The organism is Streptomyces crystallinus (genome assembly GCF_039521265.1).
In the GTDB taxonomy this organism is placed as follows: Bacteria; Actinomycetota; Actinomycetes; order Streptomycetales; family Streptomycetaceae; genus Streptomyces; species Streptomyces crystallinus.
In genome coordinates this window covers 305415-320237 of sequence record NZ_BAAACA010000034.1, presented here as the reverse complement: position 1 = coordinate 320237, position 14823 = coordinate 305415, and the positions used below count along the sequence as shown (strand labels likewise).

General features: G+C 69.7%; 12 protein-coding genes. 7 read left to right on the top strand and 5 right to left on the bottom strand.

Annotated features, from left to right (window positions below; all coding sequences use genetic code 11):
- The first annotated feature begins 52 nt into the window (after positions 1-52).
- The 4 genes from ABD236_RS35060 (at position 53) to ABD236_RS24120 (ending at position 3044) form a co-directional block, all read left to right on the top strand.
- Positions 53-157 (top strand): hypothetical protein, encoded by a 105-nt coding sequence (locus ABD236_RS35060; protein ID WP_425543931.1) that lies wholly within the window; start codon positions 53-55, stop codon positions 155-157.
- Positions 154-1125: an ATP-grasp ribosomal peptide maturase gene (tgmB, locus tag ABD236_RS24130; RefSeq protein WP_344076659.1), complete on the top strand. Its 972-nt coding sequence runs from the start codon at positions 154-156 to the stop codon at positions 1123-1125. The genes ABD236_RS35060 and tgmB overlap by 4 nt, the downstream gene beginning before the upstream one ends.
- Positions 1115-2251, top strand: coding sequence for an ATP-grasp peptide maturase system methyltransferase (gene tgmC, locus ABD236_RS24125; RefSeq protein ID WP_344076657.1), 1137 nt, complete (start codon positions 1115-1117; stop codon positions 2249-2251). Before tgmB ends, tgmC begins: the two co-directional genes overlap by 11 nt.
- 271 nt (positions 2252-2522) lie before the next feature.
- On the top strand, positions 2523-3044 hold the full coding sequence (locus tag ABD236_RS24120) for a hypothetical protein (RefSeq protein ID WP_344076655.1): 522 nt from the start codon (positions 2523-2525) through the stop codon (positions 3042-3044).
- 128 nt (positions 3045-3172) lie between these two features.
- Here the strand turns inward: ABD236_RS24120 and ABD236_RS24115 are convergent, their stop codons facing one another.
- Positions 3173-4036: a hypothetical protein gene (locus ABD236_RS24115; protein WP_344076653.1), complete on the bottom strand. Its 864-nt coding sequence runs from the start codon at positions 4034-4036 to the stop codon at positions 3173-3175.
- A gap of 1141 nt (positions 4037-5177) precedes the next feature.
- Here ABD236_RS24115 and ABD236_RS24110 point away from each other — a divergent pair.
- On the top strand, positions 5178-5639 hold the full coding sequence (locus tag ABD236_RS24110) for a hypothetical protein (RefSeq protein WP_344076651.1): 462 nt from the start codon (positions 5178-5180) through the stop codon (positions 5637-5639).
- Positions 5640-5789: 150 nt separating this feature from the next.
- Here ABD236_RS24110 and ABD236_RS24105 read toward each other — a convergent pair whose 3' ends face one another.
- Together ABD236_RS24105 and ABD236_RS24100 are read right to left on the bottom strand one after the other, a co-directional pair.
- Positions 5790-6770 carry a helix-turn-helix transcriptional regulator gene (locus ABD236_RS24105; RefSeq protein ID WP_344076649.1) on the bottom strand — a complete coding sequence of 327 codons (981 nt, stop codon included), beginning with the start codon at positions 6768-6770 and terminating at the stop codon, positions 5790-5792.
- 145 nt (positions 6771-6915) lie between these two features.
- Entirely contained in the window at positions 6916-8067 is a 1152-nt protein-coding gene (locus ABD236_RS24100) for an FAD-dependent oxidoreductase (protein WP_344076647.1), read from the bottom strand.
- Between the two features lie 490 nt (positions 8068-8557).
- Here ABD236_RS24100 and ABD236_RS24095 point away from each other — a divergent pair, with 490 nt between their 5' ends.
- On the top strand, positions 8558-9544 hold the full coding sequence (locus ABD236_RS24095; protein ID WP_344076645.1) for an SGNH/GDSL hydrolase family protein: 987 nt from the start codon (positions 8558-8560) through the stop codon (positions 9542-9544).
- A gap of 188 nt (positions 9545-9732) precedes the next feature.
- Here ABD236_RS24095 and ABD236_RS24090 read toward each other — a convergent pair whose 3' ends face one another.
- A complete protein-coding gene (locus tag ABD236_RS24090) occupies positions 9733-10497 on the bottom strand; it encodes a maleylpyruvate isomerase family mycothiol-dependent enzyme (protein WP_344076643.1) in 765 nt (254 codons plus the stop codon).
- A 604-nt stretch (positions 10498-11101) separates the two neighbouring features.
- On the opposite strand from ABD236_RS24090, the gene ABD236_RS24085 reads away from it, so the two are divergent.
- On the top strand, positions 11102-12088 hold the full coding sequence (locus ABD236_RS24085) for a hypothetical protein (protein ID WP_344076641.1): 987 nt from the start codon (positions 11102-11104) through the stop codon (positions 12086-12088).
- A gap of 83 nt (positions 12089-12171) precedes the next feature.
- On the opposite strand, the gene ABD236_RS24080 is transcribed toward ABD236_RS24085, so the two are convergent.
- Complete coding sequence (locus ABD236_RS24080; RefSeq protein ID WP_344076639.1) at positions 12172-14742, bottom strand: SpoIIE family protein phosphatase; 2571 nt, start codon at positions 14740-14742, stop codon at positions 12172-12174.
- Between the last annotated feature and the right edge of the window lie 81 nt (positions 14743-14823).

Here is a 14823-nt window from a genome sequence, read left to right as displayed (position 1 = left end):
GGAGCGGCAGACGGGCCAGTGGCGGAGCCCGGACGGAATCGAGGCGCCGGCGATGGACCGGCACAAGCGGTCAGAGACCTCGAAGGAGACGAGCACGAAGACCAGTCTGGACGGCACACCGGACCAGGGCGCCGATCAAGAGGGGGACTCCGATTGACCGCGGCGGGTCCCGTCGTGGTGGTCTCCCGGGTAGGTGACGCGACAGCGGACATGGTGATCGAGGAGCTGAACCGGCGCCGGGTGCCGGTGGTCCGGCTCGATCCGGCCGACTTCCACGAAACACTGAACGTCCGCGCCCTCCTGAACGGGCTCGGCCTGGCCGGGAAGGTACGAACGGCGACCCGGACCGCCGAGTTGGATCGGGTCCGGGCGGTGTACTGGCGTCGCCCTCGGCCCTATGCCGCCCCCGAAGGAGTACCTGATCAGCAAGCGCGCTGGTGTGTCGAGGAGGCCCGCTACGGACTGGGCGGCATCCTGGCCTCGCTCCCCGGCGCGCACTACGTCAACCACTCCTGGCGCAACCGGGACGCCGAGTACAAACCAGCCCAACTGGCGATGGCCGCGGGATGCGGTTTCGATGTGCCGCCGACCCTGCTGACCAACGACTCCGCCGCGGCTCGCGCCTTCGTGCACGAGCAGGGCCGGGTCGTGTACAAGCCGCTGCGCAGCACGGACTACTACGACGAGCAGGGCCAGGCGCTGACCGTGTGGGTGGACGAGGTCAACCCCGAGGAACTGCACGAGGGTATCGCCGCCACCATGCACCTGTTCCAGCGGCGCGTGGTCTCGGTCGCGGATCTGCGGATCACTGCCGTGGGCGAGCAGGTCTTCACCGTACGGATCGACGGCTCGCCCGGCGTGGACTGGCGCCGCCACTACGACGCCCTGTCCTACACGCTCATCGACACCCCACCCGAACTGGCCAAACGCGTACGTGCCTACCTGGACGCCTTCGGGCTCATCTTCGGCGCGTTCGACTTCGGCCTGGACGCGCACGGCCGCGCCTGGTGGTACGAATGCAACCCCAACGGGCAGTTCGCCTGGTTTCCCGCCCCGATCAGCGAGCGGCTCATCACCGCCGTCGCCGACCAGCTCCAGCATGCCGGAGAGCACCGTGACCGCTGACACCACCGCCCTTCGCCGTCACCTGGCTGAGCAGATCCAGGCCGGTAACCCAGCCCTTGGCCCCGAGTGGCGCGCAGCGGTCGAGGCCGTGGACCGGGACCTGTTCCTCGGCCCCGCTGTATACCGGCCCGACAACACCCGCTGGCAGCCCGTACGGCGTGCCGAGCTGAGCCGGCAGGAGTGGCAGCGTCTCGCCTACACCGACCGTACCTGGGTCACCCAGGTCGACAACCTGAACGCTGAAGATGCCCCGGGACCCGTGACGGGCAACCCCACATCCTCGGCCACCCTGCCCTCTCTCGTCGTGCGCACCCTGCAGGCGGCCGGCCTGCGCGGCGGCGAGAAGGTCCTGGAGATCGGCACCGGCACCGGTTACTCCACCGCGATCCTGTGCCACCGCCTGGGCGAAGACCACGTGATCAGCATCGAGTACGACACCAGCCTGGCTGCCTCTGCGGCCGCCCACCTCACGGCGGCTGGATACGCACCCGCCCTGGTGACCGGCGACGGACTCCAAGGCTATAAAGAGCAGGCCGAATACGACGCGATCGTGGCCACCTGCGCGGTGCGCTCCATCCCGGCCCCGTGGCTGTGGCAGCTTGCCGAGCGCGGCACCATCACCACCACCCTCAGCGGCTGGATGCTGGCCTCCGGACTCATCCGGCTCACCCTCGACGACCAGGACATCGCCCACGGCCGCTTCCTGCCCGACACGATCTCCTACATGCTCGCCCGCTCCCACGAACGCCCCCCTCAGCCGGTCTTCCTGCGCCAGGACGGCGAGGCCCGACCCACTCAAGTGGACCCGGCGCTCCTCGACGTGTGGGCCGGGCACTTCGTCGCCCAACTTGCCGCGCCGTCAGCCACGTTGATGCACTCCAGCAGTGGTGTGGTCCTGTGGGACGTCGCCACCGGATCACAGGCCTGGACCGAGGAGAACGACAACGGTTGGACTGTCCACCAGCACGGCCCCCTGCGCCTGCGGGACCAAGTTGAAGCAGCCCTTCAGACCTGGCAGGCAGCAGGAGCACCCGAGCTCACCGAGTTCGGAATGACCGCCACCGCAGAGCGGCAGACCATCTGGCTGGGGTCCCCGGACGGGCCCCGCTGGCACCTGCCCGTGTGAACCGCGCCGCGCTCGATGGCGACGCCGGGTACGGGCTGTTCCACAGGGCACGGACCTGGCCCGGAGCGATGGTCGGCATGCGCCCATTCTCCGCTGAGTCGGACTGCACTGTGAAGCGCGCTTCACATGGTGGGAGGTGGGCGAGGCAGAGGACGTACTCAGAGCCGGATGAGTAGGTGTGCGCTGCCGCCCCAGCTGCTCAGGGGCTTTGATCGACTGCATGCCGATCGATTCGTTTTGCCTGTCGCGCCGTGTCCGCCGCTCTGCCGTCATGGCGTTTCCTCTGCTGCTGGTCGTGCTGGGGACCAGTGCCTGCCAAGTGGGTGCGGGCCGGGTCTATTCGGAGGCGGACTACAGCGCGCATGCCGCGCGTACCAAGCAGGCCGGGGTGGACACGGTCGCGCGGCTGCTGCCCACCGCACAGCTGGCGGGGACCGGGCCCGGCGCCAGACCGGAGGCGGCGGCGCGCGAGGAGTCCAGTACGTCCTGCGTCGACGACTTCGGCTTCGACAAGGACGACGTGACGCGCGGCGAGCCGCGCTACAGCTGGACTCTGCACTATGCGACCCGCGCCGATTACCTCACCGCCGTCGCGCACCTGCGTGCCGACTGGAAAGCGAAGGGGCTGACGGTCACGGACGAGGAGCCGTGGGACCGCCCCGGCAAGCCGGGCCTGCCCGGGATCAGCACGAAGGACCACGGCATCGAACTTTCCCTCCAGCAGGCCTGGTTCGGGGATGAGCCGACGGTATACGCGAGCGGGCAGTGCATGCGCTACCACCAGCAGCGGTAAGCCCAGGTCGGGACGGAGCCCAGCCGCTGATGTCGCCCAGCTCAGCGCCGAACGCCAGTACCCTGGCCAGGCCGGCTTCGGCTCCCGCCGTGGTGGAGTTCATGAATCATGTGCCCAGGGGAAGCGTTCTACCTCTTTTTGAGTGTGTACAGGTCCCAGGAGTCCGGGTCGCCGATGTACTGGTAGAGGGTCGGCTGCTCCTGCGTACCACCAATGTTCCAGGCCGGCCACGAGCAGTCAGGCAGGGTGACATGGACTTCCTGCGTCCAGGAGTTCTCGCCCTCGTCGAAGGTCCATGTGCCCTTGCCGGTGCACGGCTTCACGGTGGTGTTGAAGTTCTCCTCGCGGTGTTCTTTGACGCCCGTCGCGGTGACCTTGCCGTCCGCGGCGAACCTCAGCGTCGCGCCCTCGTTGTCCGACCACGTCCCGACCAGTGCGGCAGGGGAGAGCGTCGGCGGCCGGTACGTCTGGAGAAGGTTCAGCCGCAACGCCACGCAGCCCAAGACTCCGACGCCGATCACGAACAGCGCGCCCCAGCCCGCCACCGCGCCGGTCCGTCTCACGCACCGCGACCCCGTGGCCCATGCCGGGAGAGCGAGGGCGGCACTGGTCACGACCCCCCACAGCACCGCACACAACGACCACGGGACGGCTCCGCCGACGGCGGCCGCCAGCCACAGGACGGCGAGCACAGCAGCCATCACGAGCGGCGCCCACCACCACCTCTCGCGGCCGCTGAACTTCCGTCCCAGCGCGCCACTCACCCGGACCACGGGGAGCACGATGGCTCCCGACACGGCAGCGGCCAGCACCGCACCTGCCACCGCGGCGCAGGGCGCAGCAAGCAACCCGAGCGCGTAGTTGCCGCCGACGTTGGGTGACTCCCTGGTCTGGTTGTAGACGACCGTCACCACCAGAGTGAGCGCCGCCTCCAGGAGCAAGACCACCGAAGAGGCCCACACCATCCGGTTGGCGGACCGTTCATACCTCACAGCCAGGACCTCTCAGAGCGCGGCGCGACAGCGCGGCTCGCCTGTTCACCGGCCGCGTCAGCCCCATACTGCCAGGCAATTTGAACGCGTTCAATATCGGCCCCCTGAAGCGTGCCCCCCTCGCGGTCACTGCGCGACCCTGCGGCAGCACCGACAGGCCAGGCAACAATTTTCAGTCACCCTCTTCCGATGTGGCCGCCCCACGGGAGGCCAGCGGCAGGTGCACGCCGCGGGCGGTCCCGCTACGGTCATCGGTGATGCACGGGCCGATGTGTCGGTATCGCGTCGACGCCGCACCCGGCAGCGGTGCTGGGTCAGCGATCGACGTTGGACTACCCCCAACAGCGTCTTGCCCACCATCCGTCGTCGGGTGAGGCGAAGGGGTCGGGCCAGGTTTTGGCGATGTAGAGGTCGTCGAGCGGTTGCACCATACGCCGCAGTTCACGCGCCGCCTGTGGCGGCAGAGCGTGCATGGCTGCTTCCAGAACTGCCCGCTCGTCGGTTGTGTAGAAGGGGTTGCACATAGGGCAACCGCAACCACCGGAGAGAGCACGGCTGGGGCGGTGGGCTGTTCGTGACCACTGCCGCAAGGCCTGGGCTATCGCCCCAGGCCAGAGTCGATCGTGTTCGAGACGGGAAACCGCTCCGACGAGCTTGCCGGAGCCACGCGGCAACCCAGTAGCTCGTGTTTCCTGAGTCTGCCGCCTCGGGTGACGTCCGGAGGCGCGGACTTGGGACGGCCGGTTACGCGGCATCGTCCTTTCGGAGTTTGTTGTTCACGGAGCCAGCATGCCAGATCCGGGGACGGCTTCGCGCCCCGGATTAGACATCGGACGAGTCGTCTCGCCAGTGCGCCGGGCTTGGCTCCTTGGTTGTGGTGCGTGGGTCGGGCGTACGGCTCGCTGGTGGCGAAGTCTCGTCCGACGTCGTAGCGGGTGGGGGGGCAAGCTGAGGGACTATCTGCAGGGGTGGGGCGTCCCGGCAGGGCGTCGGTCGCCGGGCGGCTGGGCGTGATGAGTCGTAACCCCCGCACGGTCAGAAGGAGCGTTGCGCTGGGGCCAGGACACAGGATTCGTGGAGATGACGCGTTTGCGCCCCGCTCCTGGATAGCCTCGGACCCGTGACAGACAAGGGGTACTCCATGCGCCTGCGACAGACCGCAGCCCTCACCGCCGCCACCGCCCTCGCCGTCCTCATCCCCACCGCCGACGCCCACGCCGCCGCCGTCGCCTGCGGCGGCTCCGTCTCCACCCAGGGCGTCGCCGCCAACGGCTGCATCAGCGCCGAGAAGTTCAAGGAAGGAAAGATCTTCTTCCGCGACATCAAGGCCCACACCGTCATCACCAACACCCGCGCCCGCGCCTCCTACGTGGAGTACGAAGCCTTCCTCCATGTCGCCGGCGACGGCGACGACTGGATGAAGATGGGGAGCGGCCGCACCCTCGTCCAGCGCCGCTCGACCGTGGGCCCCATCGAAATCGCCAGCTCCACCCGGGTCTGCTTCGTCGTCAACGCGAAGATCACCGTCCGCGTCCACGTCCGGCCGGCGGGAGGTGCCTGGAGCAACTGGTCCAGCGCCGCCACCTCCCAGTGCCAGACCTGACCTGCCGCGCCCGCGCAGCGCGTAACCAGCATGCGCGCAGCAGTATTCGAGGGGCCCCGACCCAACCGGTGTGCCCGGAACGCTGATGGCGGAACGTCAGCGCGGTACGCCGAGGGTCGCCTCATTCTGCCGCCTGAGTATGGGGCACCGTCACCTGCGGGCCGCAGTGCCGGAAGGCAGTTCGGCGAAGCGGTCACGGTATGCGCCGGCGAAGCGGCCCAGATGTGTGACGCCCCAGCGGTAGGCGATCGCGCCCACCGGGTCGCCGGTGGCAAGGATGTCTTCACGGATGCGGTCGAGCCGCAGGTTACGAACGTACGACATGGGCGTGAGGCCGAGTCCGGTGCGGAAGGCGGAGCTGAGTGTCCGCGTGCTGCAACCTGCGGCGGCGGCGATGCCGGCGAGGCTCAGGTGCTCGGCGAGGTTCGCTTCGATATACGCGACGGCCGCCCGTAGCGGGCGCGGGTGGCCGGGGCGCGGACCGTTGTACAGCTCGGCGGTGTGTGAGTGCGGCTGTGCCAGGAGCAGCGCGGTGACGAGGCAGCGCAGCTGGCTGCGTGATAACTCCGTGTGTGGGAACAGCAGTTCTTTCGCGTCCAGTTGTTCAAGGAAGGCACCGGCCTGCAGTCGTACGGAGCGCCCTTGGCGTGTGGTCAGATCGAGCGCGAAGTCGAACCGCACGGCGGACATGGGCCGATGCCCGGTCAGCGCCGCGAACTCCTCCTCGACCAGGGCCCGGCTGATCCGCAGGCCCACGAAACGCGTCCGGCCGCTGCCCAGGGGCCGCAGTTCCTGAGTGTCTCCGGGGTTGACCACTCCCGCCGTGAAGGTGTCGAGCGTCGCCCGTCGGCCGCCACATGTCGCCGAGAGGGCACCGGAGAGCCCGATGTTGACCAGGTAGGAGCCTCGGTCGCGTCCCTGCGCCGGGGCGACGCGCACTCCCTGTGGCGTCGCGAAGTAGCCCACCGCGAAGTCGGGTGCGGCCAGGCCGCGCAGTTCGTGAACGCCGCCGCGCAGCTCCCCCAGGGGCGAGGGGACGATGGACCCGCCGAACAGGCGGGTGGTGGCGTTGAGCAGATCGGCGGGGTTGGCCGATCTGGTGATGAGATGGTTGCGCAGTGGCGTCGACACGATGAGGGCCCTCCTCCGTCAGAGCCCATTGTCAGCCGCTGCGGTCGCGGGATCCGTCACGACCGTACACATCGAGCCGTACGCCACTGCCTCCTCACGCGCCCCGCCGCCGGCAGGTCATCGCGGTGGCTTGCGTACCGGACCGCTACACGGGCTCGGCCATGAGCCTGTGGCAGGAGTCCATCAGCGGATAGGCCTCCTGATGGCGCTGCGCCTGCTCCAAGCCGACGATCGCCTCCGACGTCTCCACCAACGTGCGGCACCGCTGAGCCCTTCGGCGCACGAACGCCGTGAGCCCCGCGCCGATTGACTCGTGCCGCTCCAGCTCCCGGGCCAGAACGAGACCGTCCTCGATGGCCAGGGCAGCACCGCTGGCCATCTGCGGTGCCGGAGCATGCGCGGCATCCCCGATCACCACGGCGCCGCCCCGATACCAGTCGCCCTGCACGAGCCCGGTCAGGACCGGGCGGCGCACCACCGATTCCGACCCCGCTATCAGGGAACGGAGTTCCTGGACCCGGCCGGGGAAGTCGCGGAGCAGTCGCCGCAGACGCGGGGCGAGTTCGGCATCGGGCAGGGCGTTCGGCTCGGCTGCGTTCTCCGTCAAGAACACGTACGCCTGCGTGTCCGAAAGAGGCACGAGACCGGTGGTGTGGGGCTTGCCGGCGAACTGGTGGATCCCGGTGGCCCACTGCGGCCGGGGCACCACAGCCCGCCAGACCATCTGCCCGTCGAAGTCGAGCGAGGCCCCCAGGCCGAGCAGACCGCGCACCGACGAGCGGATCCCATCCGCGCCCACCAGCAGCGCGACGGTGCGGACCGCCCCGTCCGACAGCCGCATCCGCACCCGCTCGCCCTCCTGCGCCACCGCGGTGACGGTCACTCCATGGCGCACCACGACGCCGCGCCGAGCGGCTTCCGCGGACAGGATCCGATGCAGGACGGGTCGGGCGATACCCGCCATCGCCGGCCGCCGCGGCAGGAGGCGCGGCAGCTCGACCGTACCGGCGGGCTTGCCGTTCACATCGATGTGGGTGATCGAGCTCATCCCGTACCCGGCGGCCAGACACGTCTCGGCAAGGCCCAGTTCGTCCAGCGCGCGCAGCGAAGGACCGGTCAGGCACAACCCCCAGCCAGCAGTCGTCCCCGGCGGATCGACCTCGACGACCTCCACCTGCCACCCGCCCCGTGCCAGGGCGGTGGCCGCCGTCAGACCCGCCACACCCGCACCCACGATCACAGCCGACCGTGCACCGCGATAGCCGTCCATATACGCCTCCACAGCTCCGATTTCCACGAAACGGTAGGACGCCCGGGCGCACTGCCCTGTCCGGATCTGGCGACGGGGATCCGCTGACGGCACACAGGGGTCGTGCACGAACAGTCACTTCACCGAGAGCGTGGCCCTCCACGGCGTCAGGCGGCAGTTCCCGCCAGGCCTCGGCAAACATCGGCTCGATCGGAGAAAGCAGGGCGCGGTGCGTCGACCATGCCCTTACGTCCGCCGACCAGCGGTCGAGCCTGCCGGTGATCGGAAACAAGACAGTAGCCGCGAACGTGCACCTCGGATCGGGGTTACTCGTTTGGTCAAGAACCTCTCCATTGGCAGCAAGTACCGTGCAACTTCGGTCACGAACTGAGCGCACTCGGTCGGCACGCCGAACCCCACGTCCCCCACACAGGTGCACCCAGCAACCGAGTCACTACTGTCCGCATTCGATCTAGTGCACACAGTGATGACCCTCTTACGGTCAAAGCGACGCCAAAACCGCATCCCTGGAGGATTCGTGGCACGTTTCCGTACTCGTCTGGCCCTGCTCGGCTCAGCCGCAGCTCTCGCCGCAGGCGCTCTGCTACCCGCGCAGTTCGCCGGAGCCCAGTCCGCCGCCGCGGCGGCAGACTTCCAGTGGGTCGCCCTGGGTGACTCCTACACCGCCGGGGTCATCCGGGCCGCGGGCGACCCCATCGACTACCCGCGCGACGGCTGCGAGCGCACCGACAAGTCCTACCCCCAGGTCATCGACTACGACCTCTACGGTCTCTTCGACTTGAAGAACGTCAGCTGCGGCGCGGCCACCATCGCGAACGTCACCGACACGCCCCAGCACCCGATCGGCCGCCACTTCCCGCCGTACATCGAGGACCCGGACTACCCCTTCCCGGCGGTTCCGCCCCAGTCCGAGGCGGTGGACTCCGACACCGACGTCGTCACCGTCGGCGTGGGCGGAAACACCCTCGGGTTCGCCGGCCTCCTCGACAAGTGCATGAAGCTGGGCGCCGAAAGCGAGGGCGCGGGCACCCCGTGCAAGGACGCCCTGGCCGCCGGCATCCCGCTCCAGCTGAAGAAGGTGCGTACGGAATACGACCGGATGCTCACCGTGCTCCACGAGCGCGGCCCGAAGGCGAAGATCCTCACCGTCGGCTACCCCACGGTCATCCCCGAGGACACTTCCACCTGCCACTACGGCGACCCGACAAAGTTCGGCACGATCACCCAGGGCGACCTGACCTGGCTGCGCAAGGCCGTCCTGGAACCTCTCAACAAGAAGATCGAGGACTCGACCGGCACGCAGGAAGCGGCCAGCTACGTCGACCTCTACGCTTCCTCCCAGGGCCACAGCGTTTGTGACGACGCCAAGTGGGTGGAGGGGCTCATCACCCTTCCCGATGGCGGTGACCCTCAGATCTCTCTGGTGCACCCCAATGCCCTCGGCCACCGCAACGCCGCCCTCCACCTCGAAGACGCGATGCTGAACGCCCTCGACGTGAGTTGACCGCCGCCAGCGAACCTGCCCGAGCGGAACTGCCTCCGGCCGCCAGCCGGAGGCGTTTCCGCGCTCCGGACCAACCACCAGCGGGGCTACCGCAGTCAGCTAGGACCGCTACGGGCCGCCCTGTCGCGTGAGAACGGCCGCCCACCGCCCGGCGCCTCAAGTGATCCGCCCGCCGAACGTCCCAGGCCTCAGCCCCAGTCCTGCAGCCGCTGGAGCAGGCCGGCGTCGCCCTCGATCCGCAGCGAGTCGGCCGGGATGCGCATGTACATGAGCAGGGCCATCTCGCTCGCCGTGCCGTAGATGGCGGCGGTGGGCTTGCTCTCGGGGGCCTCCGCCGCGGTGAGGCGGGTGAAGCGGGAACCGGCGGCGTCCACCGTCTGGCGCCAGGAGCCGGCCCCGGCTGCGTGGTAGTCCATGGTGGCGGGCTCGCCCGGCCACGGGACCGTGACGGTGCAGACGGTGGCGAGGAACTCCTCGATGGCGTCGACCGCCTCGGTCGTCGGCAGCTCCTGCGGGGTACCGGAGGCCAGCTGGGCGTCGTACGTGTGGATCAGCGATTCCGGGACGCGGCGGCGGGCCACGGCGGCCACGGTGTGCGGCGAGGCCAACGGCTCCCACCAGGCCCAGCAGCTCCGGTCCGGACCGGCCTCGCGCAGCGCGGTGAGAAGTTGCTCCGTCGAGTCGGCCAGCCAGGTGATGAGGGCCTCGCGCTCCCTGGGCGCTGCCCGCCCGTCCTTGGTCGGCCGCTCGTCGCCCGGCGCGGTGTTCAGCACGATGTGGGCCCAGAAGCGGTCCCCCTCACTGAGGTGGTTCGCCAGGTCGTACAGCGTCCAGCCCGGGCAGGACGGGACGTCGGCGTCGAGGCTGGGCGCCGCGGCGACGGCGGCGCGGAACGCGGCGGAACGCTCGTCAATCATCCGCAGCAGGGTGGGGAAGTAGAGATGATCAGTCACGCGGACCTTGTATCACCCGGACCGGGACTCTCGCACTTGATTAAGACCGATCAGCAGATCGGCTGGACCACTTGAGGCGCCGGGCGGTGGGGCGGCCGTCCCAGCGGGAGCACCACGAGTTCGAAGGCGGTCCGGTCGACGGCGGCGGTGCACGGGATCACAGCACCACCAACCCGCAGAAGTCCGTGCGATCACATTCTTGCGGGTGGAATTTCCTGTTCCGCCCGTGCCGCGTCAGGTTGTCTAGGGGTACGAGGACGACGGCACCGCACCCAGCGGATGACCCCCGCAACACCCCTCCCACTCCACCTGGACGTGGGTCGGGTGCGGCCAACCATCCTCGCCATCCGCGAGGACACGCCGGTGTTGCCCCACCGGCGTTGTCCTTGCCGGACTTCCCCCGGCGGTGTATCCGCCGTAGCTGCCCACCGGGTATTCGGCGCCGCCCTGCCGCTACTGCCTCGACGGCCAGCTGGGCAGCAGCGCCAGTGCCCGTACCCATAGAAGTGCCTTATGGGTTGATAAGGCGCTCTGGGCTGTTGCGGTGGAGATGTTCACGTGAGAGTGGGTTCGTCAGTGATCATTTCACGGAACTGAGAGCACAGTGCATTTCAGAAGAACAGTCCTGGTCGTCGCGGCCGGCGTGATGGCCCCCACTGCCGTACTGGGCGCCGCCCCTGCCCTGGCGGTCGGCAGCCCACCCACAGCCCTCACACTCCCTGAGCCGTCGTCAGACGACGGCAAGGAGGAGCGCGAGCCGGAAGGCAAGAACGAGCGGGCAGGCGGCGGGGACGACGCTGATGAGGGCGTTACCGTCTCCGTGCGCGGAGTGCCCCAGGCGTTCACGGCGGGCGGGCCGTGGCAGGAACTCACCCTCGCAGTCGACGCCCAGCCCTCGGAAGGCGCCCGCGAAGTGACGTTCATGATCGTCGATGGCGCAGCGGAACTGAACTCCCAACACGTCGACGTGCAGGTGCGCGGGGCGAGCGAATGGCAGGACCTGGACCCGGCGTTCGGCGGCAGTACCGCGCACTATGCACTCGCGGTGCCCGCCGGTACGACTGAAGTGTCCATACGCCTGCGGTTCCATGCCGACGCACCTCTGGTCGGCTTCCACATAGGCGCATCCGACGGCATCAGCTACGACTCACCCTGGTACGAGTCCCGCATCACCCGCGCGACCGAACCGGGCGACCCCGGGGGCGGGGAACCCACCGATCCGGGCACCGAGGAACCGACCGATCCCGGCGGCCAGGATCCCACTGATCCCGGCGACGACGGGCCGGGGGACCCCGGCAGCGAACAGCCGACGGATCCCGGTGCTGAGGCCGGGGCAGGAAGCCCGGGCGGAACGGCCGGGACAGAAGCAGGCCAAACCGGTACCGATGGCCAGCCGCAGGCACCGGAAGCCGATCCGGCCACGGCTGAGGGCGCGGCCTCCGGCGGCGTCGGCCGTCCAGCTGACGACCCCACAGGAGCCCTGGCAGAAACCGGACTTGATGCCGCTACACGCTGGCAGCTCGGCGTGGGAGGCACCGCCATCGCCCTGGGCACCGCGCTCTGCCTGTACCGCAGACGTACAGCAGCCTGACCACTCCTCGACAGGCGGACATCCCGCCGTTGTGAGGCGCCGACGTCGGGCGCTTGAGTCCGGCGGCGGCCGGTCCGGGAAGTTCAGTCCAGTGGCTCGGTGAGGACTTCGATGCCGATCAGGCAGGTGTCGTCGTCGGTGTCGGACTTGCTGTACGTCAGGAGGTGGTCGAGGCGCTGGTCGAGGCTGTCGACCGGGGTCTGGGCGTTGGTCAGTAGCTGGGTGAGGGATTCGTGCATGGCGGTGTCACGCCGCTCGACGAGGCCGTCCGTGTACATCAGCAGCGTGTCCCCGGGCTGCAGTTGCACCTCGTCCTCTTCGTAGTCCGCCTCGGGCAGCGCCCCCAGCAGGAGGCCTCCGGTGAGAGGGAGGGCGCTCGCCTGGTCGGTGCGGACCAGGACCGGGGGAAGGTGCCCGGCGCGGGCCCACCGCAGGATTCGGGTAGCCGGGTCGTACAGGGCGCAGACGGCGGTGGCGGTGACCTGGTCGGTCAGGTGGTGGGCGACGTTGTTGAGCCAGGACAGCAGTTGTGCTGGTCCGGCACCCGTCATGGCCAGACCGCGCAACGCGTTGCGCAGGACCACCATGCCGGTGGCCGCGTCGATGCCGTGGCCGGCGATGTCGCCGACGCACAGGAGGACCTGTTCGGAGGGCAGCACGACGGCGTCGTACCAGTCGCCGCCGACGAGTGCTTCGGACTCGGCGGGCCGGTAGCGCACGGCCACCTGGAGGCCGCGGACCTGGAGCGGGCCGTGGGTGGGCGGCATGATCGCGTGCTGGAGCTGAAGGGTGAGCCGGTTGCGTTCGGCGGCTTCCTGTGCGGTCTGGGCGAGTTGGTCCCGGGTGGCTGCGAGTGCGACCTCGGTCCAGTGCTGGGCGGAGATGTCCTGGTAGGCGCCTCGGAGGCGCCAGAGGTGTCCTTCGCTGTCCAGTACGGGTTCGGCGACGATGCGGATGTGGCGGGTGACGCCGTCGGCGCGCTGGAGGCGGAAGGCGACGTTGGCGGAGCGTCGGTGGAGCAGGACGGTCCGCAGGAACCGGCCGATCGCGTTGGCGTCGTCGCGGTGGGCGTGCGCGGCCAGGTCCTTGAGAGCGACGGGGCCCTCGGAGAGGGGGCGTCCGTGCAGGGCGTAGAGGGTGCTGTTCCAGGTGATCTCGCCGGTGGTGAGGTCCTCCTCGAAACCACCGATGCGGCCCAGGCGTTGGGCGTGCTGGAGCAGGCTGGCCAGGCGGGCGGTTTCGTCCTCGACGCGCCAGATCATCAGCAGGCAGTTGCCGAGGCGGCTGACGCTGATGTCGGCGACGACCTGGAGGGGGACTTCGTCGACCAGGGTGGTCAGCGCTGTCCGCCGCACCGGGAGCGGCTCGCCGGTGGCGTAGACGCGCTCCAGGTGGTGGTAGAGGTCGCCGGCGCCGACGGACAGGGGGTAGGTCTCCAGCAGCAGTGTGCCGTTGAGGCTGCTGCGCGGGCGTCCGGCCGGATCCTGGAAGTGGAGGTTGGCGTGGTGGATGCGGAAGTCGATGAGGTTGCCGTCGGTGTCCAGGTGGGGGGTGAGGACGAGGGCGGGGTCGTGCAGCGCGTCGGACAGGTCGACGAGTTCGGCTGCGGCGGGGTCGTCGCCGGGGGAGTGGGGTGACGGCGAGGGTGCGGGGCGGCTCTCCAGGGTGTGGCCGCACAGCTCGGCCAGTGCTTCGAGTTGCCGTTCGACTGCCTGGGGGAGCGGCGGGAGGGGGTGTGGCCAGCAGATTTCCAGGACGCCGTGGATACGCCCGCCGGTGCCGGCGCAGATGGCGATACGACCGCCCTGGGGGCAGCCGGACTGGCCGATGGAGGGCAGGGTGCCGACGGTTTCGAGGTGGACGGTACGGCGGCTCGTGAGGGCCTGGCGGGCGACGGTGGCCACACCGGGCGGGACGTAGCGCCAGCGGTCGGCCTCTTCCCTGGTGAAGCCGGCATGGCCGCTGAGGGCCAGGGAGCCGTCGCGGCCCGCTGTCCATACCGCCACGGCTACGGCGTCCAGAGGGGCCAGCGCGTGTTGGAGCAGGGACTGTGCGACCGCCTGGGTGTCGTCGGCGGCCAGTGCCGCGCTCTCCGCTGTCCTCAGTCGTACGGCCACGGAGGCGGAGCCGTCCTGTGGGGCGGAGGTGGTGGCGCGCTGTACGAAGTCGGCGGCGACCTGGGCGACTTGGTCGCGGGCGGCCTCGTTGATGATGTCGGCGGCGAGTTCCAGCTCGGAGATGTCTGCCTGCTCCGCCAGCTCGGTGAGCTGCCGGGCGGCCTGTGCGGGGCCGCAGTGCAGGCGTTCGATCATGATGCCTTTGGCGAGTTCGACCAGGGCCCGGCCGTCGACGGCGGCGCGTGCGGCCTGGACTTCCGCCCGCAGCCGCTCCACGGTGGCGGCCAGCCTGCCGACTGTTGCGGCGCTGTCCTGGTGGGCGGTCGGGGTCGGGGTCGGTGCGTGCCCAGGACGCGGTGCGGGGACGGTGGCTTCTGTCGATGACGGCAGGACGTCGGCGGCGTCGCCGCCCGGGTGCATCGGCAGCGTCGCGGGCGCGGGCTGCCGGTGCGGTGCGGGTGAGGCGTCGGAGGTGGGGGAGGCGTCCTCGTGGAGGTGCGATCCAAAGCGGCCCCCGCTCTGCTCGGGAGCGCTCATGGTGCCGGGGACTCCTCGGTGTCAGTGGAGGGACGGGCCTGGTACGAGGGCAATGGGTGGGGGAGCGCGGTGGTCCGGCGG